The organism is Dyadobacter sp. NIV53 (genome assembly GCF_019711195.1).
Lineage (GTDB): Bacteria > Bacteroidota > Bacteroidia > Cytophagales > Spirosomataceae > Dyadobacter.
The window spans coordinates 6,246,985-6,273,676 of record NZ_CP081299.1 but is presented as its reverse complement, the minus strand read 5'-3'; the positions used below and the strand labels follow the sequence as shown (position 1 = coordinate 6,273,676).

Below are 26,692 nucleotides of genomic sequence, written 5' to 3'. Positions count from 1 at the left end.
TTTTTATTGCATAAAAGCACTTTTTGATTCGTCAATCGTTATTTTCCAACAAATTAATTTCGTACTGATTTATAACAAAGTACATATAATTAGCAGAGAAAAAATTAACTATTATCTATATACGCAAATAATGAAAATGGCAGTTTATCCGTGTTTAACTAACGATATTCTTCATTTAAAAAATGATGTCCAATCATAAAAAGCCACTTTTCAAAAACTTCAGGTTAAAATTCATCTTTAAAAGCTTAAAATCACGTGGGATCTGATCAGCCAAAACCAGCGAATTTAGTGCAGTTTCAAGAGTATTTATTGACTTTAAAAGTAATGAACCAAATACCGCCTGTAGAGAATACTTTCGTACAAAACTGAATGTCCCATGGATTCACTTATATCAAGGCATAAATTATTATAGTTCAAAATCCTGAATTTATAGTTCAAAATTAACATATTCCAAGCAATTTCAATACCCCAAAATCAAATTTATTCTATTTATTATAGAATAAAGCAAAAGTGGTAGCACAATAATACTACAAATTCATGAACTGATTGAACATCACCTCTTATAATACCCCGTCTCAAATGCATAATTACCGGAACCGGCGTGAATAACCAGGTAACCTTCCTCTTTTCCTTTCACATGGATTCCTTGCGTCCTGATCAAGACTTTTGCCATTTAAGGTAACTTTTTCGTCTGTATCTGCCGGAATATAAATTGTAGCAATAGTGTTTACAGGAACCTTTACTTTTATTAAAAGTTTGTTCCCTACCTTTTTCCATTCTGAAAGAATAGTTCCGTTTACAGAATGATAACTCGCTTTTAAGTGGCTGATGCTTTGACCGTTCAAATGATCAGGTGCGATTTCCGGGCGGATACTGAATTCGGAGAAACCGGGTTTTGTTAACTGAATACCAGCGGCATTCCCAAACATCCATTCACAAACTGCACCAAATGCATAATGACTGAATGAATTCATAGCCGCATTATATTTAAAACCATCTTCCTTGGTGAAGCTGTCCCAACGTTCCCAAATGGTAGTCGATCCATTCTCAACTTCAAAACCCCAGGAAGGAAATTCCTTGCTCAGAAAAAGCTTATAAGCCTGATCAGAATGACCGGTGGCAGATAAGGCCGGCAATAATGATTTGGCACCCAGAAAACCCGTCGCAAGCTTTTCACCATTTTGGGTCAGTAAGCCTGAAAGATATTGGCCAGCTTGTTTTTTATTTTCTCCATTTATAATATTCATATAAATCGCATTGGCATAGGCCGTTTGCGTACTTCCTGTAAAGCCAAGCTGCCCGTCTACATAACCTTTGCCATCTCCATACGCTGCGGAATCACATATTAATTTTCCATCTTTATCAGAATAATGTGCTAACACAGCTTTTCGCACTTTACCAGCCATTTCTGTAAATCGTTTTTGATCTGCATCATTCCCTATCGCGCCTGCCATTTCAGCCATCAAATCTGCACAATAGGTATAATAAAATGATGCAAGCATATCCGGTGGCGTTTTTTTGCCAAAAGAAAGCCAGTCACCATAGCCACCCTTTGGATCAATATCTTCAAACGACTTTTCCTTAAATACATCATTTCCGTTGCTCCGCTTTTCCAAAAAGTCCATAAACTTCACCATGTAGCTCCATCCTTGCCTGATCATACGCGTATCACCATAAGAGCGGTAAATCTGATATGGGCAAATGATTCCGGCTTCCATCCAGCCGGGTGAAAATGTGTCGGTTTTGCGGAGATTAGGTGTTGGTGCGTACAGCGGATAAGCACCGCTTTCAAACTGGCCGTCGTTAAGATCTACCACCCATTTAGTAAAAAACGAAGCTACATCGCGGTTGAAAGTTGCCGATTTTACATAAACCTGCGCATCTCCGGTCCATCCGACGCGCTCGTCACGCTGGGGACAATCAGTAGGAATATCAACATAATTTGCGCGTTGCGTCCAGTCAATATTACTGTAAAGCTGATTCACCATCTTATTATCCGTTTCAAACGAACCTACTTTGGGTGTGTCCGAACCGATGGCCAGTCCCGTTAGCGTTTTGGCAGATGGTTTACTTTTTAAACCGCTTACTTCCACATACTGAAATCCGTGGAATGTGAATTTTGGCTCCCAAACCTCACCTTCCGGTGCACCTTTCAATATATAAGTATCGGTTGCCCTTGCCATCCGAAGATTTTCGGTCATAAGTCTCCCATCCGGATAAAGTTTTTCTCCATATCTCATACGGATCGTGTCCCCTGCCCTGCCATTCACCTGCAAACGGATAATTCCGGCAAAGTTTTGTCCCATATCGAATATGTAAGCTCCTCCGGGACGGCTGATTGTATTTTTTACCAATAAAGTTTCTGTGATTTTTACCGGAGGCCCGGGGTATACCTCAATTTTACGCTCCGTTTTATCAGGATATACCTCTGCCTGTTTCCATTGCTGATCCTTAAATCCCGGCAAATTCCATTTAGTAAATTCCAGCCTGGCATCATATGTTTCGCCATTCAGCAGATCCGATTCCATTAAAGCCCCACTGCTGGCTTTCCATTGATTGTTTGTTACGAAAGTTTCGGTTTTTCCATCCGCATAAGTTACTTCCAATTGTGCTTTTAACAAAGGCACTTTTCCATAAAATGCACGCACCACCGGGTTTCCAACTAACAAAGAATAGCCCAGATATCCGGCGTACCAGCCATAAGACAATTGTGAAGCCAATGCATTCACACCCGTTTTCACCTGATTAGTAACATCATAAACCTGGTAATAAACACGCTTGTCATAATCCGTCCAGCCGGGAGTCAGAAATGCATCGCCTGATTTTTTGCCATTGATTGAAAATTCATACAATCCTAATGCTGTCACGTATAATCTGGCCTTAACGAAACCGGATTTGATGTTAATGTCCTTTCTAAAATATGGAGCCGGTGGTAAATGATACGTTTTACCTTTTCCAAGATGATCCAGGTCCAGGCCGATCCAATCTCCCTTCCACTCCTTTTTGTCCAGCAAACCCATTTCCCAATGAGCAACCTTACTCCATTCACCAGCTATACCATTTTTATCCCAGCTCCGTACTTTCCAATAACATATTTGTCTTGAAATCAATGGCTTACCTGAATACTCAATCTGTGACGTCATTCTGCCGGCACTCTTTCCCGAATTCCACAAGTCTGCCTTTTCCTCTGTTAATTTACCCGCGGACGTAGCTACCAATACCTGATAGGCAGATTGAACCTGATTATTTTCTTCTGATGTCAATTCCCAGCTAAGGCGCGGAGCTGAAACGTCTGTTACAGGATTTTCTTTGTATTCACAACGCAGATAAACCGGATTAACACCTTTGGCACTCATATCAAATGCAAAAATGAGCAGAAAGAAAAAGAGAATGGATTTCATGAAAATGAGCACATTTTAACGTTTAGCGTAATATTTTTACTCCTTTTGGAGCATCAATGGTTGATTTAATTTTTCCGTTCTCCTGCTTTTCGTGCCGGATTTTTACCACGCCCATTGGAGTGGGATAAGTACCTTCCACCCATTTCAAATCACCCAGGTTAGGCTGGATACGTATTGTTTTGCATCCTGTTTCCACAACACTCACGCCCAGAACATGCTCTGTAAGCCAGGATGTGGGCCCGGAAGCCCAGCCATGGCAAAGACTATGGCGAAGATGTTTATAACAATATGCTCCGAAATCACCATGAATATCATCTTTACCTTCTGGTACCAGCTCGTCTATCGGAGCTGCGTTTTTGGTCCAAGCAAGGTCAAAATCTTCCCAGAATGTAGTTGCTCCCATATCCAGCATTCCACCCCAATAACTTCGGATACAATCCATAGCTCCCTGATAATCTCCGGCTTTAGCTTTTGCCTGTAACATATAGTAACCGTAGAAGGTGGAGAAATTGTCGCACCCGCCTTTTAAAATTACATCTGCATTGGCTTTTTCGGCCGGAACCAGTCCCGATAATGCCAGCAAAGCAGCTGCCTGTTTGGAATTATTGGCATCCGGTACATATAACTTCAAACTGGTAGAAGTTGCTTTGCATTTTGCTGCCTGTGCAGGTTCGTCCAGAATCGTACATAGTTCCGCTCCTGCATCCAGTGTCATCACCATCATGGCATGAAGGCCTGCATGTACGCCCAATGGGTTTTCACTGGAAGGCCAGTCGAGAAAACGCCCGCCATCCAGGTTCTCTTTATTGTCTTTTGTTTTCGAAATAAGTAAATCCAGAAGTCCGACCAGATACTTTTGCTGCTGCCGCAGATATTCAAGGTCTCCCTGATTTTTGTAAAGATCCCGGTGAATTAGAACCCACCACATAGAATAAGCACTGATTCCGTTCATCCAGCCTGGTAGTGGCGTAATGTCACGTGCCTGGTCCAGACTTTTTGCCACGACCTCATTTTTTCCAAAAACGGTATTGATTGTCATCACTTCCGGATGCATGTCACCTACCCAAACCAGGCGGTCACGTTTTATACCATCCCAAAGAAACTCCTGCATATTAAGATGTACCGTGTAAGCACCTGTGTTCCATATCTGATTAAGGCGGTCATCATTGCTTTTAAATGAACCCAGATACGGAATATCACGATATTCAAAAATTGCCCTTACTTCTTTTAGCTGGAAGCTCGCGGTCAGGATCGGCGAGATCAATCCGGGCAAAACGAAAGCCTGTGTTTCCTACATTCATGACGCCAAGCCATGGAACTTCGATCATAAAATCGCGCATGGCATGGTCGTTGGTAGCGCCCTGGATCGTATCAATATCAGACATTGCCTCACTGACCGATTCACCAAAACGTATCCTGATTTTTATAGGTTTCTGATTAGCAGGCTGATCTGTTACGATTTGTATCCCACCCTGAATTTCTTTCCCAAAATCAAGCATAATCCCCGGCCTTGTATCAAAAGTACTGACCAGCCTGCAAATGTTCTGATGTACAAGATCAGCTTGTCCGGTTCCTTTTTTAATTAGATTTTTAGCATCTATTACGTTTGTTCCGGTTTTATCGGATGACCAAACGATACGTTTCGGACTCAAATATTGCCTTACTCTGGAATCCTTCTGGTCCTCAAATGAATTATCAAAAATCGGAGGCAGTTGCTGAGCCATTATAAAAGTTGGATAAAAGCTTATAATACAGCAGATAAGGGCAAATATTTTTTTCACAATAAGATGATTTTTGAATTAAATTGTAATATTCCCCGAAAATAAATGATTAAAATCCACAAAACTAGCCTGTTGTATCCTGCTAGTTGGAGATTAGAGTTTAGAGTTTAGAGTTTAAAGTTTAGAGTAGGGAGTAAGGAATTTAGAGTTTTAGTATGGGCAAGGAATTACTTTGCTCCTAAGCCATTATTCTTCACTCACCATTTTTAATTCTCATGTCATCATTCCGAATTCCTAACTCATCATTCTTAGCTCCAAACTCATCATTCTCTCTTTTTATGCTAAAACAATCTAAAAAGCGTTCTATTTTTGCCAAAGTTAAGATTTGAGATTTTTTCAGTTTTTTAAGACCCAACCTTATCATGAATGAAAGTGACCAGACGCCGCAGGATCGCGACGGGCTTCCACCATTTGTTAAAAGCTGGCCACAGCTTTATGCAATGCTGATCGGTACGCTGATCCTGCTTATTTTCTTGTTTTACTTATTCATGACCCATTTTCAATGAGCTATCTTGACTGGATTGTACTTTCTCTTACTTTAATTTTTGTCGTTTCATACGGTATGTACCGCAGCCGTGAAAAACAAACGATGAATTCCTTTCTGCTGGCTGGTCAGTCGTTACCCTGGTACCACGTTACGTTATCATTAATGGCTACGCAAGCCAGTGCCATTACATTTTTATCTGCACCCGGACAGGCTTACACCGACGGAATGCGGTTCGTACAATTCTATTTTGGCCTGCCTCTGGCAATGGTCGTATTGTGCATCACATTTGTACCAAAATTTCATAAACTAAAAATATTTACTGCGTACGAATTTCTTGAAGGCCGTTTTGACCTGAAAACGCGCGCGCTTACTTCCTTTTTATTTCTGTTACAGCGCGGCTTATCAACCGGACTTTCCATATATGCACCTTCTTTAATCCTTTCTGCCATTTTAGGCTGGGATATTACCTGGACCAATATTATTTCCGGTAGTATTGTAATGATCTACACCATTACCGGTGGCTCCCGGGCGGTTTCCCATACGCACATGCAGCAAATGGCCATTATTACAATTGGAATGGTCGTAGCGGGTATAATGGTTGTAAAATTCCTTCCTGAAAATATTTCATTTACTGATGCACTCCAGGTGGCAGGGAAAATGGGTAAAACAAACGTGATCGATTTTACCTTTAATCTCAATAACCGTTACAATGTATGGTCAGGACTTATTGGTGGATTCTTTTTGCAGCTTTCCTATTTTGGCACAGATCAATCGCAGGTGGGCAGGTTCCTGACCGGAAGTTCTGAGGGACAAAGCAAGCTTGGACTGGCCATGAACGGTTTGCTGAAAATCCCTATGCAATTCCTGATTCTGCTAGTCGGTGTTCTGGTTTTTGCTTTTTACCAATTTACTACACCGCCATTATTTTTTAACCAGACTGCTGTTGACAAAATAAAGAAAACCGAATATGCCACCCAGTATCAGCAACTGGAAAACAAACACAAAATCATTCAGGCCGGCAAACGCCAGCATGTGATGGATTTAAGTGAGGCAGTAAAAAAAGATGACCAAACGGGAATTGAAAAGTCACGCCTCGTGCTGGGTAATATAGAAACCGAAGTAAAAGAGGTCCGAAAAGAAGCTGAAACCCTTTTATCCAAGGCAAATGGCGAAGACACGAATGATGTCAATTACATCTTTCTTCGTTTTGTAACCGATTATTTACCCGTTGGAATGGTAGGTTTACTGATCGCTGTAATACTTCTTGCATCAATGGGTTCTGTGGCTTCGGCTTACAATTCACTTGCCTCCTGTTCAGTAGTCGATATTTACAAACGGATTTACAGAAAAGACGGCGATACAGAAAACTACGTGACAGCATCCCGTTGGGCTACATTCTTTTGGGGAATATTCTGTATTGCAGTGGCTCAATATGCCTCCCGGCTCGGCAGTATGATAGAGGCCGTGAATATTTTGGGCTCATTGTTCTATGGTGTGATCCTGGGAATATTTCTGGTTGCTTTTTACTTCAAAAATATTGGCGGACGTGCCGTTTTCTGGGGAAGTATCATTGGTGAGATTTTCGTGATAATCTGTTATGTTATAGATCTTACAGCATTTTTATGGCTGAATTTAATTGGCTGTGTGTTAGTAATTTCTTTCGCGTGGCTGCTTGAAAAAATCTGGCCGGAAGCACCTAAAAAGGCCATGGTAGCAGATATATCCACCGATCTACCGGTGACATAATGGATTCATTACCTTTAATTATTCGATTTCATTCAGGCAAAAAAATGCCAAAATTTTAAAAATATATACTTAAATAAAGATAAACTAATATTTATCAAATAACCGTTTGATTATTTCAAACAAACGTTTGATTTACTTTTTTTAAAGACCTACATTTGACGTAATATTTGCATCAGGGCATTCTACTTACAATGATGTTGAATAAAAGTCAAAATGAAATACAATCCCAAACAATTACAGATTATTGGTGTAGCTGAAAAGCTATTTTCCGAAAAAGGCTTTTCCGGAACTTCTATCCGCGACATTTCACAGGAAGCAGATATCAATGTGTCCATGATATCCTATTACTTCGGATCAAAAGAAAAGCTGATTGAAGCTCTTTTCAAAGTCAGGTCGGAAGATTTCATTAACAGGCTGGAAGAATTGATGGTCAATCTTGATCTGTCTCCCATTCAAAAAGTAAACCTGATGATTGACGGTGTAATTGACCGCTTAGTCGACACTCGTTGCTTTCACAATATCGTATTGAGGGAGCAGTTATCGGGAAATAACCGTACACCTATTATTTCAGAATTACTGGAAGGACTGAAAACCAATAATTTAAAGGCAATTCAAAAGCTCATTTCAGAAGGTCAGCAGACCGGGACATTTCGAAATGATATTGATGTTTTTATGTTGTCAACTGCCATGTTCGGGACAATTAACCAGGCACTAAGTACCCAGGCCTTTTACAAAAAATTCCACGATCTGCACGCACTTTCCCAGCAGGATCTGGAAAATTCCCTCAAACAGAAATTAAGTATCCACCTGCGGAAATTATTCATGGTGAATCTAATCGAGGAATTAAACGAAGTTGAATCAAGTTAGTGTCCTACAACAATTTGATTTTAGTTACCATTAACACCATTTTCATTATTCTTAAATTAACGTTCTTTTTTACATGCATTTTTACCATACCGCTAAAACAATAAGGTTTTTAGCATTAAATTTTTCCCTCATGCTTCTGGCGCCTGTGCTGGTTTTTGCACAGTCAACAGCAACGGCCGTACAAAATGGCTCCGGGCAGCCTACATTAAACGATGGGACACTGGAAGATGTCGTTCAGTATGCAATTAAAAACCAGCCGTTCATACAACAGTCTGTTATCGATGAGCGTGTTACTGAAAATACGATCAAAACCAAACTGGCAGACTGGTATCCGCAGATCAATTTCAACTATAGTCTCCAGCACAATTTAATAGTGCCAACCAGCATCATTGCAGGAAATCCTGTTAAACTGGGCGTAGGAAATACCTCGGCAGCCCAGTTTACGGTTTCCCAGGCTATTTTTAACAGGGATGTCATTCTGGCAAAAAGGACCAAAGGCGATGTTCGTTTGCAGGCAAGCCAAACAACAGCAGCTAATAAAATTGATGTTGCCGTGAATGTTTCAAAGGCATTTTATGATGTTTTGGCTACCACCCAGCAGATAGATGTTTCTCAGGAAGATATAGTTCGTTTGGAAAGAAGTCTGAAAGATGCCGAAAATCAGTATAAATCTGGTATTGCGGATAAAATTGACTACAAAAGGGCAATGATCACGCTGAATAATACCAGAGCAGCTAAGAAAAGTAATGAAGAGGTATTGAAGGGAAAGATTGAATATCTCAAATCTCTGATGGGTTATCCGATGGAAAACGAGCTGAAGATCAAATACGACAGTCTTCAGATGGAAAGAGAAATGATTTTGGATACTTTACAGGCTCCTCAGGTTGCTTCAAGAATTGAGTATCAGTTGCTTAGTACGCAAAAAAGATTACTAGAATACCAACTTCAGTATAACAAAATGAGTTTCCTGCCGACCATTTCTGCAAACGGGGCTTATAACCTGAATTACCAGAATAACCAGTTCAATGAACTTTATGGAAACAATTTCCCAAGCTCATTTGCAGCAGTTACACTGGCATTACCACTTTATCAGGGAGGAAAACGGAAGCTAAATATCAATTCTGCCGAGTGGCAGATCAAACGAACCGATCTGGATATTAAGAGCCTTAACATGAATGTTAACTCAGAATATGCCAATGCATTAGGATATTACAAAGGCAGTCTGGCTAATCTTTTGGCACAAAAAGAAAATGTGGACCTGGCCCGGGAAGTATATGATGTGATCCAGTTACAATACAAATCTGGTATCAAAACTTACCTGGAAGTAATTACGTCTGAAACAGACCTCCGACTAGCCAGAATAAACTATTACAATGCACTTTATCAGGTTCTTGCAAATAAAATAGACGTACAAAAAGCCCTAGGCCAATTTAATTATTAAACTACATTGATCCCCATGTTTTCAAATACAATGAAATATTATACAGCAGCATTATCAGTTTTAATACTGGTTTCTTGCGGAAAGAAAGACGCACAGCAGGCAGCACAGCAAGGCCCGCCTCCGGTTAATGTAACCTTGCAGGAAGTAACAACAATGGATGCTGCTTATTACGACGAATATCCTGCCAGTGTTACAGCATTAAACCAGGTTGAGCTTAGGCCTCAGGTAACAGGTTTTATAACGTCTATCCATTTCCAGGATGGCGCCAAAGTACAAAAAGGGCAATTGCTTTATTCAATCGATGCACAATTGTATTCTGCTAATTATGAACAGGCTGTTGCCAATTTGAATGTACAGGAAGCAAATGTGGTAAAAGCGCAAAAAGATGCAGACCGTTATCACGAACTGGATAAAAATGATGCCGTTGCCAAACAGCTCGTTGATAATGCTGATGCTGCACTTGAAGTAGCTAAAAGACAGGCAGATGCGGCAAAAGCAAATATTACGGCTGTTTCTACCAATGTTCGTTATACCAAAGTATTTGCACCGTTTAACGGAACAATTGGTATTTCAATGGTAAAACCGGGTGCAGCGGTTTCTGCGGGACAAACGGTGTTGAACACGGTTTCATCCGACGGCCAGCTGGCTGTTGATTTTAATGTGGATCAAAAAGAAATATTCCGTTTTACTAATCTTCTAAAAAGCAGTAAATCGAAAGATTCAACTTTTACACTTGCTTTCGGAACCGACATTTACCCATATCCCGGAAAAATAACATTACTTGACCGAGCCGTTGATCCACAGACAGGTACAATCAAAGCGCGTCTAGTTTTTCCTAATAATGACAATGTCCTTCGTTCAGGCATGACGGGTTCAGTGCGCGTTCTAAACAATTCATCAGCTAAATCAGTCGTAATTCCATACAAAGCTGTGACAGAACAATTAGGTGAATTCTTTGCCTATGTTGCAGGAGACAGCAGTAAAGTGAGCCAGAGAAGACTTGTACTTGGCAAGGCGATCGGCAACAATATTATTGTAAAAGAGGGATTGAAAGAAGGCGAAAAAATCGCAGTGGAAGGTGTCCAGAACTTACGTGAAGGCGCCACGATCAATACGCAACCTGCTCCTGTGGCTGCGGGTGCGCCAGCAGCAAAATAGATAAACGGGATGCTGGCTTTTAAAATTTCCACTCCTACTGATTCCTCTAAATACAAAAAAAATGATTGCAGATATTTTTATTAAAAGGCCCATTATGGCAATCGTTACATCGATTGTGCTTGTTTTGGTTGGGCTTATTGCATTAACAACATTACCCATAGCGCAGTATCCGGATGTAACACCGCCAACGGTTACGATATCCGGTAACTTCACCGGTGCCGACGCCCAGACGGTAGAACAAACAACTACCACCGCTATTGAAACGCAGGTGAATGGTACTCCTGGGATGAGCTACATGTCGAGTAACAGTACAAGTAGCGGACAAAGCAGCATCAACGTGGTGTTTGACATTGGTACTGACGTAAATATTGCCGCACTGGACGTACAAAACCGTGTAAGTGTGGCAGAACCTGCTCTTCCTGATGTTGTAAAAAGACTCGGACTTACAGTTCGGAAAAGACAGCCAAGTATCATGATCGCCCTGGCTCTTTATTCGCCAAAAGGAACACATAACTCACAGTTCATTGGTAATTATGCCAATATCTACCTGAAAGATGCAATACAGCGTGTAAAAGGTGTGGGTGATATCGTTTCACGTGCGGATGACTTTGGTATGCGTATCTGGCTGAATCCGGAAAAACTGGCGGCTTTGCGAATGACACCGTCTGATATTTCAGCTGCATTGGCAGAGCAAAACCTTCAGATAGCAGCCGGTACAATTGGTGGTAATCCACAGCCGAACCAGCAAAGTTTTGAATACAGTGTTTTAACAAACAGCCGGTTAAATACCAAGGAAGAATTTGACAACATTATTGTACGTTCTTCACCGTCTGAAGGAAGTGTAGTTTACATGAAAGACATTGCACGAGTTGAACTGGGTAAATTTGATTATACCAGTAATGCATTTGTGAATGGTAAACCAGCTGCATTTATCCTGATCTATCAGGCCCCGGGTGCAAATGCATTGGATACGTACGACGGTGTAATGAAAGCGCTTGGTGAAATGAGGAAAACATTTCCGAAAGACATTGACTACGTAATACCTGTAGAAACTGCATCGGTTGTACGGGTATCCATCGAAGAAGTACTTCATACGTTTGCCGAAGCAATGATCCTGGTAGTTATCGTGGTTTTCCTTTTCCTTCAGAACTGGCGCGCAACTTTAATTCCTATCCTTGCGATACCTGTTTCATTGATCGGAACATTTATATTCTTTATTCCTTTCGGTTTTACGATCAATACACTGACCTTATTTGCCTTTGTACTGGCAATTGGTATTGTGGTGGATGATGCGATTGTGGTAGTGGAAGCCGTACAGCATAATATTGACCATCATAAAATGTCTGCGCGTGAAGCAACGGTCAAGGCGATGAGTGAAATTTCAGGTCCTGTAATTGCCATTGCATTGATTCTTGCAGCGGTGTTTGTGCCGGTTAGTTTTGTTCCGGGAATTGTTGGACGGCTTTATCAGCAGTTTGCCATTACCATAGCGGTTTCAGTTCTTTTGTCTGCATTTGTTGCGCTTTCTCTTACACCTGCATTGTGTACAATTATGCTGAAACCAACCAAAGCGGCTGATGCGAAAAAGAATGTACTTGAAAAATTCTTTGCCCGTTTCAACAGATGGTTTGATAAACTTTCCAATTCTTACACCCGTAGTGTATCAAAATGGATCAAAGGAACTCCGTATGTAATTATCATGATGATATGCCTGATCGTCGGGTTGGTATTCCTGTTCAAAAATAAACCATCAGGATTTATTCCGGTTGAAGATGAAGGACGTCTTTTTGTTACGTATGAAATGCAGGAAGCTGCGTCTACCACACGAAACATTCAAATGCTTAAAGACATCATGAAACGTGTGTCGGCAATCAAGGAAGTTAAAACGGTCGGTGGTTTGGCAGGACTTAACGTTATCAGCTTTTCGAACAAATCCAATGTTGGAACCATGTTTGTAAGTTTGCAGCCATGGGCAGATAGAAAAGGTGCAGAGCATCACGTACAGGCGGTAATTGCACAGATCCAGAAAAATACAGGCGATATAAAAGAAGCGCGTGTACTGGCTATTGCACCTCCCGCTATTCCAGGTTTGGGACAGACCGCCGGTTTCACCTTTGAACTTCAGCAAACGACCAGTACGGATGATATTAAAAAATTCGAAGCCGTTACCCAGCAGTTTTTGGGTGCTTTAAATAAACGTCCTGAAATTGGTTTTGCCTATACGTTCTTTAATGCAAGAACACCAAGTTACCAGATTGATGTAGATCGTGATAAAACTAAAAAACTGGGTGTTCAGGTCAATGATGTTTTCAGTTCTTTGTCTACTTTACTTGGTAGTACTTATGTGAATGACTTCAACCTTTACGGACGGAATTTCCGTGTAATGGTACAGGCAGACAGTAGTTTCCGTTCCAATCTGGATCAGATCAATAAATTCTATGTACGTAACAGTGAAGGAAATATGATTCCGTTAAGTGCATTGGTTACGAGCAAGCTGGTAGAAAACCCTGCTTTAATCTCTCACTATAATATTTATCGTGCGGTGGAAATTAACGGTTCTCCGAAACCTGGATTCAGTAGCGGACAAGCGATTGAAGCATTGAAAGAAGTGGCAGAAACACTTCCGGCCGGTTACGGATATGAATTTTCCGGGATGAGCAGTGAAGAAATAAAAGCGGGTGACAGTACAACCACCATCTTTGCGATCTCTATTATCTTTGTATTCCTGTTCCTAGCCGCTTTATACGAAAGCTGGTCGATACCATTCTCGGTACTCTTCGCGGTTCCTATCGGTGCATTCGGATCGATCCTGACACTTACTTTCCTTCCGAACCTGACAAACAACATTTATGCTCAAATCGGGCTTATAACGCTGATCGGGCTTGCAGCCAAAAATGCGATCCTGATTGTGGAATTTGCCAAGGAAAGGGTCGATGGCGGAATGCCTATTGTTGATGCAACCCTGGATGCAGTTAAGCTTCGTTTAAGACCAATTATTATGACGTCGCTAGCATTTATCCTTGGGGTACTGCCATTAGCCTTCGCAAGTGGGGCAGCGGCCGAATCCCGTAAAACGATCGGCTGGACAGTATTTGGAGGTATGCTTGCAGCTACTTCTCTTGCTATCTTTGTGGTGCCTGTACTTTTTGTAGCAATTGAAAAATTCGCAACCAAAGGTAAACTGAGACGCCAGGAAAGAGAATCCAGAATATAAGAGAAAAATATTTTTTAGTATCAAAAGAAGCACAGAACGCGGGTTCTGTGCTTCTTTTGATTTATAGGCACCACTCTCCTACAATATGGATAACCTAGTCTCAAAAACAGTCTGATTTTTAACTCTGAAATTATATCTTTAAACTTAGAGCCTGTTGTATTATCTTCCTGACCTCTTAATAACTCATATTACTGAAACATGTACGTTAAGCAAGTTTTTTCAATCTGGCGACTGCTCCGAAGCATTTGGCTGGGTGTTGTGGCTGTTACCGCTTATGCCTCGCTTGTATTTTATCTCTATCAATACCAAAACTGGCACTTTCTGGTTTTCCCCATTTCTATTGTTTCAATTTTAGGTACTGCTCTGTCACTTTTATTAGGTTTCCGGACTAACTCTGCTTACGACCGCTGGTGGGAAGCACGGCAGGTTTGGGGCGAAATAGTGAATGAGAGCCGTACGTTAATCAGGCAATCCATTTCTTTCATTAATCCTGAAGCCAAAGATAAAGCCGAAGCAGTGAAGAACCTGGCGCATTTACAGATCGCATGGTGTTATGCCTTGTGCAACACACTCAGGAGAGAGCCTGTTCTTGTAATGGCGGCTTTGTATTTAAACGAGGAGGAACTTTTATTTGTCAAAGACCACGATAATATTCCCAATGCTATTTTGCATCTGATGCAATTAAGACTAACGGAATTTTATCAGCGGGGAGAAATCGACAATATATTATTTCAGGCCCTGGATGGTACACTTACCCGTTTGTGCGATGCTATGGGAAAATGTGAAAGAATTAAAAATACCATATTTCCAACCCAGTATAGTTTCTTTCTGCATTTGAACATTTTCATATTTACGATTATACTTCCAATGGGGCTAATAGACAGCATAGGACGTATTGCCATCCCGATCACCTTCGTTATTTCTTTTCTGTTCTTTTATATTGAAAACATTTCCTATGTGATGCAAAACCCTTTTGAAAACGGGGCAAATGATACACCCATGACAACTTTATGCAGAACCATTGAAATCAATCTGCTTCAGATTATCGAGGAGCCTAATATTCCCGATAAGATCCTGCCGAAAAATGGTTACGTAATGTAAATAAAAAGCAGATCGGGAACATTTTGAATATCCTTCAAAATAATTCCCGATCCGCTTTTAAAATAATGTATCGTATAACTTACTGATTCCCTTTTGCAACAGTGTAATATAATTCAAGTTTCACTCCCCTGTCCGTTGGGTTATTCTGGCTGCCAAACACCAGGCGGTGAAATCCTTTAGTAAATTCCGAATTGGCATCAGGATAAGTAACAGAACCAGTAAATGGTGCCGATCGCAATAGCAGGCCAGCTGCTTCCTCAGAATCACTACTTAGAATTGTGCTTACATAAGCGCTTAAATCAAGCAAATAATACTGTGTATTGTTTAGCATATCATTAACTAAAGGCGCACTAACTGCACCATTAGCAAGGTCGGTTACGGCCAGCGGCAACCCGGTGCTACCAGAATAATATTCGTTATTTTTATCACAGTAATACGCATAGAGCGTTGAGGGTGCTTTAAACTGTTCAGCAGCTGATTGGTTCAATGGCGTTATCCGTAAATATGCACGGTTAGCGTAGGTATATTTAATGTCCTTAAGTTGCCGTATACTAGGCAGGTCTACCCGCGTCATAATTCCAGGTCCGGCCTGAATAAATGCTTTTTCCCCTGTTTGAGATGTTGGCAAAGAATACCGTCGTCCTGGCAATTTGGCTAAAACAGTCTGGCTTCTGTCGCCCACGACCTGGTTGTATAATGCTGTTACATTAAATGTAACCGAATCCTTGGTTATCGCGTCAATACCTTGATTATGGTAATGCAATTGTATACCAGTACTGTCATTTTGGTAGTATGTAAATCCTACTACTGCGCCATTATCTGAAGCACCCGGAAGTACAGTAATTCCTTTCAATAAATTAATCCAATCCGAATTGGTTGTTAGCAAATTACCTTTTGCAAGATCAAATACCTTTTTACCCAATACATTTGAAAGCTTGATCTTTACCACCCGATGCGGTGTACGCGGCCGTGGTAAAAGGCTTATTTTACCGAGTGGAATTGCATCATAAGGAGTTGAATAATTGTTAAAATACACATTTTTATCCAGAATATCTTCTGTTAATGCATGAACTGACAAATTCATTAATTTGGTAGTATCCCCGTAATAATAGCCGTCATAACGCAGAGCCAATATCAGCGAATCGTAAACCGCTGTTTCTGCAAGGCTAACTGCTGCATCCAAAGTAGGTTGAAAAAACGAGGCAGCATGCATTTTCCCCATATAGGGATCTGCAAATCTTCCGACAAATATTCTGCTGGATGAACCTGTCATAACAGAATCAGGTGCAACGATTGAAAGCTTTACCGTAGTGGTATCAGTAAATAAAGCGGTGAAATCATCCGGGTTTGGCTGAACCAGCGATACAATCTCGTCTCCCCACTGGCATGATGCCATTGAAACACTTAGACCTATTATAACCAGAAAGTTTTGGACAGCTGGAGAAAACGTTTTGAAAGAAAAAGAAATAAATTTCATTTAAGGCAAGAACAGTAAAAGTGCAAAATTATCAGATGTAACGTTAATTACAACATGAATTAAACATTATGAGCAAAATTTATCAATATCCGGTTCATTGCAACATAATCCCGGTAATGGACGTAAAGGTTAATAATTCTGTCAGACAAACGGCAATGAATCAGGAATAATTGCCTCTTTATCTTTTAAATACAAGTTTTAATTATTTTCCAGTACGCATAAAAAACCCGGAAAGTGGCAAAACTTAAAAAACAAACGTAAAAACACGAATTGTATTTCAGAAGAAAAAGTGATTGAGAAAAAAGAATAAATCGTTGTTTAAGCCTTTAAAAAGATTATTTCCAACAACATCCGGGGCATTTTTGCGTTAAAAAATCCGGACTGAAATATAACTTTTATGCAAAAAGTAATTATATAATTTCTCTTAGCAGGTTCAAGATGTTATGTTTGCAGAAAATTTGATGAAAATATGTCTCCAAAGCGTTAACATTTCATTGTCATTTTTATTTCAGAATTAAGAACAAGCAGCATAAATTCATTTGTAACAATTAGTCAAACCATAATTTTTTCATGTTTAATACTTTAAAAAAGGCCTCATTAGCTCTTCTCGTTGCTTCTGCCTCACTCGTACAGTTTAGTTGCAATAATGATGTAGACGCTGACAAACTGGGAAACTGGTATAAATCAGGAATCCCTTCATTTGGAGGATCTGCCAGAAGTCATGCCGTAAGTTTTGTAATTGGTACAAAAGGATATATTGGTACAGGTTATACAAATGAAACCATATCTAGAGTTAAAGATTTCTGGTCTTACGACGCAACAGGTAAAATCTGGTCGCAGGTTGCAGACTTCGCAGGAACCGGCAGACAGGATGCAGTAGCGTTCGTTGTTGGAAGCAAAGCTTACGTTGGAACAGGATATGATGCAAATTCAGTTGTAGATCTGGCTTACAAAAAAGATTTCTATCAATTTGATCCGGCAACCAACAAATGGACTGCTGTTGCTGATTTCCCTGCAACGCGTCAGTATGCGTCTGCGTTCGTAGTAGGTGACAAAGCATATGTTGGCCTTGGATATAACGGAAGTGGTTTTTATCAGGATTTCCACATGTACAATGCAACAACAGATACATGGTCTGAGGTCGCTACATTCACTGGTGGAAAACGCAGGGGTGCCAATGCTTTCACAGTTGGAGGTGTAGCTTATGTAGGTTTCGGTCAAAACAATTCAAGTGCTGCTACAAGAGATTTGTATAAATTTGATCCAACCGGCAATAGCGGAAAAGGTGCATGGTCATTAATGGAAGACACAAATGATGATTTGACCGCACGTTCATTCTCATTCACTTTGGTACTTAATGAAAAAGCATATATAGTAGGTGGTTCTGGTGCATCGGATGTATGGGAATATACACCGGGAACAAATACATGGGTATCAGTTGCTCCATTTGTGCCAGGTGCAAGAGGTTATGCAGGCGGGTTCACTTTGGGCACAACAGGTTACATCGGAACAGGTATCAGCGGATCTGTCAATACAGATGATTTCTGGGCCTTCGATCCTACTGCTGCCATAAATGATGATGACAATTAAGATATAGTGAAAATTAGAAATAAATATAAAATTATTCTGATTTGCCTTATAGCCTTTGCAGTTTTAGCTTTCGTTTTTTTCAGGGGTATACCCAATGGAAATGAAAGCCAGAACAGCGAAGGCTTTCGCAATTTGAAGGTGGAGGCGTTTAAACGAGAAACGGGTTGGGGATACCGGATCTATGCCGATACAACAGCCATTATCGAACAATTGTATATTCCGGGTGTTTCCGGTAAAATAGGTTTTCAGACGAAGGATCTCGCGTTAAAAACAGGCAGGCTGGTTATTCACAAATTAGAAAAAGGAATTTTCCCACCTACCATTACGGCACTTGAGCTTGATAGCATGAAGGTTAATTATTAAGGGCTAATTGCAATTGTTAATTTTTAATACTTCCTGTAATGCAAAAAAAGCCCTTTTAACGGGCTTTTTTTGCATTACAGGATATAGCTAAAGGGATTGAAAATGGTTTATCAATTGAAAATTGACCATTAACAATTATTCAACCTTACTTTTGATCTGGTAGGTTCCTAAAATCGGATAGTGATCAGAATAATGTACGTTATTGATTGTTTTGAAATTCAGGAGATTGATTTTATCTGAGTTATAAAATTGATTATCAATACGGATAAAATAAGGAAGTCCGTTAAATGTAAATCCAAATCCTTTCCCTCTATCCTCAAACGAGTTGGCAAGCAAAGACCTGCTTTTGCCATAGACATAACTATACGGGGTTTCGTTAAAATCTCCACAGACTATAACAGGATGAGGAGATACATTTATCCATGATTCCAGAATATCCATTTCATCTGCATGGTTTATAAACCCTGTCTTTATTCGTTTTGCATTATCCTTACCCTCTTTCCATAGTCCTTTAAGTGTTCGCTGACTGCTTAATGCATCTAGCTTCAGGGTCATGGAAAAGAGATGCAATGCAATTATTCGGACGGTGTCCTTACCTACTTTCACATCCGCACTGATCATACCATTCTGAGCCATAAAAAGTGTATCCTGAACTGCGGTAATTGGCAGTTTGGAGTAGATCACGAGGCCCCAATAGTCTTCAGGTCTGTTCCAACCGGATTTATTCAGGTAAGCCACGTGTTTGTAGCCATTATTTTCAAAAATTTTGTTCGAATTAAACAATAATGATTTACGTCTGCTAAAATATTCAAACATACACAGTACATCAGCACCAGAAGTAGATATCCATTTTTGCATATCCCTGATTTCGGTCTTTGCTTCATCGGAACTGTTGTCCGAATTATGCCTGAATACATGAACGTTATAGCTCATAACTTTGAATGTTTTTTTCCGGTTATCAATTTCGTCATCTTTATTGAAATGAATTGAATATGTTCTTGGTAAAAAAATACATCCTACTGCAAGCAGTACAAGTGGAAGAACAATATTTAGCCTGTTTGTCAACAAAGAGGAAATCAGGCAAAACAAATGACCTAAGATGACAACGGGAAAAGTCATCATGATAAAACCTGAAAACCAGTCTTTAAATGGAAACCAAATCAGAAGGGCATAAACGACTAATGTATAAAGGGCAAAACATTTATAAAAAAATAAGAAAATTCCGTTTATTCTTTTCATGGAGCATGTATTTCAAATCATTTGCAAAAATAGAACAACAGTTTCAATTTAGTTCATTAATCATAACTTGTACAAATGATAAAATAGTTTTACCTTTGCATCATAATTCAAGTTTGATCGGTTGATTGAGGGGGTATTTAATCCCCTTTTTTATTTGCAGTAAGCCATACATGACCATAAAAGAACATTTAGAAGTTTTGCTCAACCCAATGCTGGAGGAAGGCAACTTTTTTCTGGTAGATATCATTTTCAAACCTTCCAAGGTAAGTCAAAAAATAACCATTCTGGTTGATAGCGATGAAGGAATTACTATCCAGGAATGCACCTCAATAAGCCGGCGATTAGCAAAACAGCTTGAAGAACTGGAAGTTTTTTCAGAAGCATATACACTCGAAGTATCCTCACCTGGTCTGGATCAGCCCCTTATTCTGTTGCGCCAGTTTCAAAAGAACCTGGGAAGGAATTTGAAGGTTACTTTAAAAACAGGTGAAGTTGTTTCCGGTACTTTGACAGATGCGAATGAGGAAACTGTAAAATTACAATTGCCCTTGCCAAAGAAGAAAACAAAAATACCTGTTGATGAAGCATCACTTTTGAAAGAAATCACCAGAAATGATATTTCAAAAGCCTTGATTGAAATCACTTTTAAATAACTTACATACCAGACAATCATTTTCTGATTTGTAATCAATTATATAATATGTTTAACTTAGTATCAGCAAATATTCTTTAACATAACAATGGATAGCGGAATATTAATTGAATCATTCGCCGAGTTTGCAAGTTCTAAAAATATTGATCGTCCTACGATGATCAGTGTTTTGGAAGAAGTATTTCGCACAATGATTCGCAAAAAATACGGTACCGATGATAATTTTGATGTGATCATCAACCCTGAAAGCGGTGACCTTGAAATGTGGCGCACACGCGAGATTGTTGACGATAACTCGGAAGATATATGGGATTACAATAAAATTCCACTTGCTGAAGCACGAAAAATACAAAGTGACTTTGAAGTAGGCGAAGAAGTTGCCGAAGAAGTTAAACTTGTGGAATTCGGACGCAGGCTTGTTCAGACTGCCCGCCAGACTTTGATCCAAAAGATCAAGGATATGGAAAAAGAGATTATGTATGAAAAATACAAAGATCAGGTGGGTGAAATGATCACCGGAGAAGTGTATCAGACTTTGCGCCACGAAGTAATTATCATGGATGGAGAAGGAAACGAACTTTCCCTTCCCCGTACTGAGCAAATTTCCAAGGATCGTTTCCGTAAGGGTGAATCCGTGAAATCGGTCATTCATAAAGTAGAAATGAACAATGGTTCTCCAAAAATTACCCTTTCGAGAACTTCTCCTGTTTTTCTGGAAAGATTGTTTGAAGTTGAAATTCCTGAGATATATGATGGAATTATTTCGGTAAGAAGAGTTGTTCGTGAACCAGGGGAACGTGCAAAAGTAGCAGTAGAATCTTACGACGACAGAATTGATCCGGTTGGAGCATGTGTCGGAATGAAAGGGTCACGTATCCATTCAATTGTTCGTGAGCTTGGAAATGAAAATATCGATGTTATCAACTATACTGATAACCTGGAATTATTGATCAGCAGGGCACTTAGTCCGGCAAAAGTAAGTTCTATGCAGATCGACCGTGACACAAAGCGCGTTTCGGTGTTTTTAAAACCTGACCAGGTTTCTCTTGCAATCGGGAAAGGCGGCCAGAATATTAAGCTGGCAGGTAAGCTGGTTGGAATGGAAATTGATGTATTCAGAGATATTGAAGAGCATAATGACGAGGATGTAGATCTTTCGGAATTTAGCGATGAAATTGAAGCCTGGATGATCAGTGAACTGCACAAAATTGGTTTGGATACTGCAAAAAGTGTCCTTGCACTGAATAAAGAAGAACTTGTAAGGCGGACGGATATGGAAGAGGCGACCGTGGAAGAAATTCTGGATATCCTTCGTAAAGAATTTGAATAATATATAATTTGGATATATCAACATAGTGTTTATATATCCGCAAATGCAAAACTTTTTCTATTAATTGCTAATATGGCAGAAGATAAAATGATGCGCCTGAGCCAAGTGGCACGGATCCTGAACGTAGGAATTACTACGATCGTAGATCATCTGTCTGCCAAAGGGTATAAGGTGGAAAGTAACCCTAATACCAAAATTAATTCTGATCAAATTGAGTTTCTTGCAAAAGACTTCAAATCGGAAGATCTTCGCACCTCATTGGTAGCGAAGCCCGTTACGCATGAAGTACCTGCTGAGACAAAGGAAGATAAGGTAAAAAGTGATGTAGACGGAATTTTATACTTCCGCAATAATCCTGCGAAACCTGCTGAAGAGAAAAAGCAAGTCGAGGAAAAAACCGAAGCAGCATTACCAGCTCTCGAAAACAGGCTTCCCGGTATTAAGGTCATTGGAAAGATTGACCTCGATGCAAAAAAACCGGTTTATCAGACTCCGCCGCCAGTTCCTGCCCCAGCTCCTGCTGTAGTGGAACCGAAAGTAGAAGAGCCTGTTAAAGCTATTTCTGCTGAAGAGAAAAAACCAGTTGAACAAGCTCCGGCTCCTGCTGTTAAAGAGCAGGAAAAACCTGAAGCCGCAATTCCAGCTAAACCTGAGGTTGTAGTTACTGCACCGGTGGAAGCGGTTAAAGAAATAGTTCAACCTGAAAAAGTTGAAATAAAGGTAGAAAAACCTGTTGAAGCAAAACCTGTTGTTGAAGAAAAACAGCCTGTTCAGGAAGTAGTTGTTTCAAAAGCAGAAATTATACCTACTGAAACAATTATTGAAAAACCTGCTGTTATAGAAGCTAAACCTGAAACACCCGAATTGGTTAAAACAGAAATAAAACCGCTTCCGGAACAAGAAGCGGCAATGCCGGAATCCGGAGGTTCTGATCTTATTGAAGCACGCGGAGAGCAATTGCGTGGACTTCGTGTAATTGGGAAAATTGAACTTCCTTCCGATAAAGCCAAGAAAAAAGATCCTGTTGCATCCAGTAGCGATACAGCTGCTGACAAAAAACGCCGCCGTAAGAGAAAACGGATTCGTGATGGTGTGGTTACGCCTGGGGATGCAAGGCCAGCTACTACAGTTACTGCAACTATAGGAACTCCAACGGGTACCACTAACAGTACGGGTACTAACCAAACTCCCCGTCCACCAAGAGACGCTAACGCAACTCCGGGAAATAGAACTGACAGAACAAACAACCGGCCACCAGCCACAGGTACTATCAGGAACGACGGCTCCGGCTGGCACAACTGGCAGTACTACACCAGGTACCGGTAATGCTGCTCCAAAAAGCGGAAGCAACATTGGCAGAAATAATAATCGTCGCGGTGGTAAACGCGAAGAAGTTTCTGATAAAGAAGTTTCCGATAATATTCGTGCAACAATGGCACGTATGGGAGGCGGAGGTGCAAACACCAAAAGTTCAGGAAGAGGAAGAGGACTTCGCCGTCGTGACAGAGCTGACCAGAACGATCCTAATGCACAGGACGAAACAGAAACAAAAGTATTGCGGGTAACAGAGTTTGTGTCGGCCAACGATTTGGCTTCACTGATGGATGTTACAGTGCAGGAGGTTATTTCGGTTTGTATGAGCATGGGTATGTTCGTTTCTATCAACCAAAGACTTGATGCAGAAGCAATTACTTTTATCGCTGATGAATTTGGATTTGAAGTAGCCTTCATCTCAGCAGAAGAAGAAGTTCAGAATGATGTTGTTGAAGAGGTTGATTCCGAAGAAAGCCTGATTGAAAGAGCGCCGATTGTAACGATCATGGGTCACGTCGATCACGGTAAAACTTCTTTACTTGATTACATCCGTCAGGAAAATGTTGCCAGCGGTGAAGCAGGTGGTATTACCCAGCACATTGGTGCATATAGTGTAAAAACAAAAACAGGCAAACAGGTCACGTTCCTGGATACTCCTGGTCACGAAGCATTTACAGCGATGCGTGCCCGCGGAGCAAAAGTTACTGACGTTGTTATTATTGTAATTGCTGCGGATGATAGTATCATGCCACAAACACGTGAAGCGATTAACCATTCACAGGTTGCTGGTGTACCTATTGTATTTGCATTTAGTAAGGTCGACAAAGCAGGAGCCAATACTGAAAAAATACGTGAGGAACTTGCTAACATGAATATATTGGTAGAAGAATGGGGTGGTAAGTACCAGACTCAGGAAATATCTTCCAAATCAGGTTTAGGTATTGATGTTCTTTTGGAAAAAGTACTTCTCGAAGCTGAAATACTTGAACTAAGAGCAAATCCAAACCGCCGTGCGATTGGTAGTGTGGTTGAAGCATCTTTGGATAAAGGACGTGGATACGTTACTACGATCCTTGTTGAAACGGGTACACTTAAAGTGGGAGACGTAGTTTTGGCAGGTGCGCATTTTGGAAAAGTAAGGGCAATGACAGATTATTTAGGCCGCAAGCTTAAAACAGCAGGACCTTCTATGCCGGTTCAGCTGCTTGGCTTAAATGGAGCGCCGCAAGCAGGTGATCGTTTCAATGTGTTTGAAAATGAACGTGATGCACGTGATATTGCTGTCAAACGTGAGCAGATTCAACGTGAACAAACAATTCGTACCCGTAAGCATATCACACTGGAAGAAATTGGACGTCGTAAGGCGATTGGTAGCTTCCGTGAGCTTAACCTGATTATAAAAGGTGATGTGGATGGATCAGTAGAAGCACTTTCTGATTCGCTGTTGCAATTGTCTACTTCCGAAGTTCAGGTAAATATTATTCATAAAGGTGTTGGTCAGATATCTGAGTCGGATGTTAACCTTGCAATTGCTTCTGATGCAATTGTGATTGGCTTCCAGGTTCGTCCTTCTTCGAATGCGAAGAAAATGGCAGAACAGGATCAGATTGAAATTCGCCACTACTCAGTAATATATAGTGCCATTGACGAGATTAAGGATGCCATGACGGGTATGCTAGCTCCAACAATTGAAGAAATTATTACTGGTAATATTGAGATTCGTGAGGTGTTCAAAATCAGCCGCATCGGTACTATTGCCGGATGTTATGTTACGGACGGTTTTGTTAAACGAAGCAATAAAATTCGTATCGTGAGAGATGGTATTGTACTTCTGACTGGCGAAATTGACTCTTTGAAACGTTATAAAGACGATGTTCAGGAAGTTAGAAATGGCTATGAATGTGGTTTAAGTATCAAAAACTTCAATGATATCGAAGTTGGCGATATTATTGAAAGCTTTGAACTACGTGAAGTGAAAAGATCACTTTAATAGAAAATAGAAGGCGGAATGGAATATTAAAAGTTTTTCATTTTATAATTCACTTCCAGAAAATATAGCAAGAGCCTGATCGGGTACCCGATCAGGCTCTTGCTTTTATATTCTAAAAAATTTAGCCGTTGTCATTTAACCGTTCCTCCATTTACCTTCAACCCATATTTTTTAAATTTCACCCCTCCCCATCACCCAATCCATATCTGTAAACCTTTTGGGAAGGAATCCGGTATAATAATATCAATCCTAAAATGAATATAACCAGAAGTGCCAGAATACTGTTTCGCATGCTTCCGGTCAACTGTTCAACCATTCCATAAATAAATGTTCCAACCACAATTGCCAGTTTTTCGGTTACGTCGTAAAAACTGAAATAAGATGCGGTGTCTTTGGTATTTTCAGGAATCAATTTAGAATATGTAGCCCTGGAAAGTGATTGGATTCCACCCATGACCATTCCAACTGTGCAGGCCAAAACATAAAACTCCATAGCTTCTGTGGTGTAATAAGCGCCTGTACAGATTCCAATCCAAATAGCTACACCAATCATCAATGCATGAATATTACCTAATTTTCCGGATAGCCATGCAAAAGCAAATGAACCCACAATACCAACAAGCTGGATTAAAAGAACTGTTATAATCAGGCTTTGAGACGGAAGTTTCAATTCAGTTGCTCCAAAGATCGTGGCAATGTACATCACCGTACGCAAACCCATAGTATAAATAAAAAATGCAGAAAGGAATTTGGCAAGATAAGGTTGTTCCTGTAATTCGATATATACTTTTTTCAGTTCACGAAATCCATTGAATACCCAGTTTCCTTTTCTTTGTTTACCATTTTTGACGGGAGCCGGAAGATACCTGAAAGGAATCTGGGCAAATAAAATCCACCACACGCCAACCGTAAAAAAGGAAATTCTTGCTGGTGTGCCTTTGTCCGTTATCCCGTAAAAAGCCGGAAAAAGTATCATGCTTAAATTGAATAATAATAAAAGTACACTACCCAGGTAACCCATTGAAAAACCTCGTGCACTGTAACGGTCGAAGTTATCCTCAGTGGCTATTTCGGGAAGATAGGAATCATAAAAAACGATACTTCCACTCCACCCTATCAGGCTCAGTCCAAAAATTAAAATGGATGAAGTCAGCGTTTCCTTTGTAAAGAAAAACAGGAGCATACAACTCACCGCACCGGTATAACAAAAGAATTTCATGAATCTTTTCTTTCTTCCGGTAAAATCAGCAATGGCAGTACACAATGGAATTAACGCAGCTGTAATTAAAAAAGAAATTGAAACAGTGTATGAAAATAAAATTGAACTTTTAATTTCATATCCAAAAAAGTTAATTTCCAGTGTTCCCGACGCACTTAATGCTGTCGCACTAAAATATACAGGAAAAATACTTGCAACAATCACAAGTGCATGAACGGAATTGGCCCAATCGTACATACACCACGCGTTGATAATAAGCGGATTATTCTTTTTCATAGAAAAAATTAATTGCAAAATAAGAAAAGCGGCAGAATATTTCCGC

18 protein-coding genes and 1 pseudogene are annotated in these 26,692 nt (G+C 40.2%); 12 read left to right on the top strand and 7 right to left on the bottom strand.

Annotation, left to right across the window (positions count from 1 at the left end):
* Positions 1-587: 587 nt before the first annotated feature.
* The 4 genes from KZC02_RS25875 to KZC02_RS32640 form a co-directional block, all read right to left on the bottom strand.
* A complete protein-coding gene (locus tag KZC02_RS25875; RefSeq protein WP_229253807.1) occupies positions 588-3,401 on the bottom strand; it encodes an alpha-L-rhamnosidase in 2,814 nt (937 codons plus the stop codon).
* A gap of 22 nt (positions 3,402-3,423) precedes the next feature.
* On the bottom strand, positions 3,424-4,674 hold the full coding sequence (locus tag KZC02_RS25870) for an alpha-L-rhamnosidase C-terminal domain-containing protein (RefSeq protein ID WP_229253806.1): 1,251 nt from the start codon (positions 4,672-4,674) through the stop codon (positions 3,424-3,426).
* Complete coding sequence (locus KZC02_RS32155; protein WP_229253805.1) at positions 4,607-5,125, bottom strand: hypothetical protein; 519 nt, start codon at positions 5,123-5,125, stop codon at positions 4,607-4,609. The genes KZC02_RS25870 and KZC02_RS32155 overlap by 68 nt, the downstream gene beginning before the upstream one ends.
* Positions 5,126-5,375: 250 nt before the next feature.
* Complete coding sequence (locus tag KZC02_RS32640) at positions 5,376-5,498, bottom strand: hypothetical protein (RefSeq protein WP_255637026.1); 123 nt, start codon at positions 5,496-5,498, stop codon at positions 5,376-5,378.
* A gap of 46 nt (positions 5,499-5,544) precedes the next feature.
* On the opposite strand from KZC02_RS32640, the gene KZC02_RS25865 reads away from it, so the two are divergent.
* From KZC02_RS25865 to KZC02_RS25835, 7 genes are all read left to right on the top strand, one after another.
* A complete protein-coding gene (locus KZC02_RS25865; RefSeq protein ID WP_221391306.1) occupies positions 5,545-5,688 on the top strand; it encodes a hypothetical protein in 144 nt (47 codons plus the stop codon).
* The gene (locus tag KZC02_RS25860) at positions 5,685-7,415 is read left to right on the top strand and encodes a sodium:solute symporter (protein WP_221391305.1); all 1,731 of its coding nucleotides are present in this window, start codon (positions 5,685-5,687) and stop codon (positions 7,413-7,415) included. The genes KZC02_RS25865 and KZC02_RS25860 overlap by 4 nt, the downstream gene beginning before the upstream one ends.
* 213 nt (positions 7,416-7,628) lie before the next feature.
* Positions 7,629-8,282: a TetR/AcrR family transcriptional regulator gene (locus tag KZC02_RS25855; RefSeq protein WP_221391304.1), complete on the top strand. Its 654-nt coding sequence runs from the start codon at positions 7,629-7,631 to the stop codon at positions 8,280-8,282.
* Between the two features lie 130 nt (positions 8,283-8,412).
* Positions 8,413-9,723 (top strand): TolC family protein, encoded by a 1,311-nt coding sequence (locus KZC02_RS25850; protein ID WP_229253804.1) that lies wholly within the window; start codon positions 8,413-8,415, stop codon positions 9,721-9,723.
* A 30-nt stretch (positions 9,724-9,753) separates the two neighbouring features.
* Complete coding sequence (locus KZC02_RS25845) at positions 9,754-10,881, top strand: efflux RND transporter periplasmic adaptor subunit (RefSeq protein WP_409014222.1); 1,128 nt, start codon at positions 9,754-9,756, stop codon at positions 10,879-10,881.
* A gap of 61 nt (positions 10,882-10,942) precedes the next feature.
* On the top strand, positions 10,943-14,095 hold the full coding sequence (locus KZC02_RS25840; protein WP_221391301.1) for an efflux RND transporter permease subunit: 3,153 nt from the start codon (positions 10,943-10,945) through the stop codon (positions 14,093-14,095).
* 198 nt (positions 14,096-14,293) lie between these two features.
* A complete protein-coding gene (locus KZC02_RS25835; RefSeq protein ID WP_221391300.1) occupies positions 14,294-15,196 on the top strand; it encodes a bestrophin family protein in 903 nt (300 codons plus the stop codon).
* A gap of 79 nt (positions 15,197-15,275) precedes the next feature.
* On the opposite strand, the gene KZC02_RS25830 is transcribed toward KZC02_RS25835, so the two are convergent.
* Entirely contained in the window at positions 15,276-16,592 is a 1,317-nt protein-coding gene (locus KZC02_RS25830) for a DUF4270 family protein (RefSeq protein ID WP_221391299.1), read from the bottom strand.
* A gap of 651 nt (positions 16,593-17,243) precedes the next feature.
* On the opposite strand from KZC02_RS25830, the gene KZC02_RS25825 reads away from it, so the two are divergent.
* Together KZC02_RS25825 and KZC02_RS25820 are read left to right on the top strand one after the other, a co-directional pair.
* Positions 17,244-18,263 carry a kelch repeat-containing protein gene (locus tag KZC02_RS25825; RefSeq protein ID WP_221391298.1) on the top strand — a complete coding sequence of 340 codons (1,020 nt, stop codon included), beginning with the start codon at positions 17,244-17,246 and terminating at the stop codon, positions 18,261-18,263.
* Between the two features lie 6 nt (positions 18,264-18,269).
* On the top strand, positions 18,270-18,626 hold the full coding sequence (locus KZC02_RS25820; protein WP_229253803.1) for a DUF4907 domain-containing protein: 357 nt from the start codon (positions 18,270-18,272) through the stop codon (positions 18,624-18,626).
* Positions 18,627-18,761: 135 nt separating this feature from the next.
* On the opposite strand, the gene KZC02_RS25815 is transcribed toward KZC02_RS25820, so the two are convergent.
* Complete coding sequence (locus KZC02_RS25815; RefSeq protein ID WP_221391297.1) at positions 18,762-19,865, bottom strand: endonuclease/exonuclease/phosphatase family protein; 1,104 nt, start codon at positions 19,863-19,865, stop codon at positions 18,762-18,764.
* 170 nt (positions 19,866-20,035) lie between these two features.
* On the opposite strand from KZC02_RS25815, the gene rimP reads away from it, so the two are divergent.
* The 3 genes and pseudogenes from rimP (at position 20,036) to infB (ending at position 25,151) form a co-directional block, all read left to right on the top strand.
* Positions 20,036-20,518, top strand: a complete 483-nt coding sequence (gene rimP, locus KZC02_RS25810) for a ribosome maturation factor RimP (RefSeq protein WP_221391296.1) — start codon at positions 20,036-20,038, stop codon at positions 20,516-20,518.
* Positions 20,519-20,605: 87 nt separating this feature from the next.
* The gene (gene nusA / locus KZC02_RS25805) at positions 20,606-21,847 is read left to right on the top strand and encodes a transcription termination factor NusA (RefSeq protein WP_221391295.1); all 1,242 of its coding nucleotides are present in this window, start codon (positions 20,606-20,608) and stop codon (positions 21,845-21,847) included.
* Between the two features lie 72 nt (positions 21,848-21,919).
* Positions 21,920-25,151: pseudogene (infB, locus tag KZC02_RS33430) on the top strand (translation initiation factor IF-2).
* Positions 25,152-25,329: 178 nt separating this feature from the next.
* Here infB and KZC02_RS25795 read toward each other — a convergent pair.
* A complete protein-coding gene (locus KZC02_RS25795) occupies positions 25,330-26,646 on the bottom strand; it encodes an MFS transporter (protein WP_221391294.1) in 1,317 nt (438 codons plus the stop codon).
* Positions 26,647-26,692: the final 46 nt, after the last annotated feature.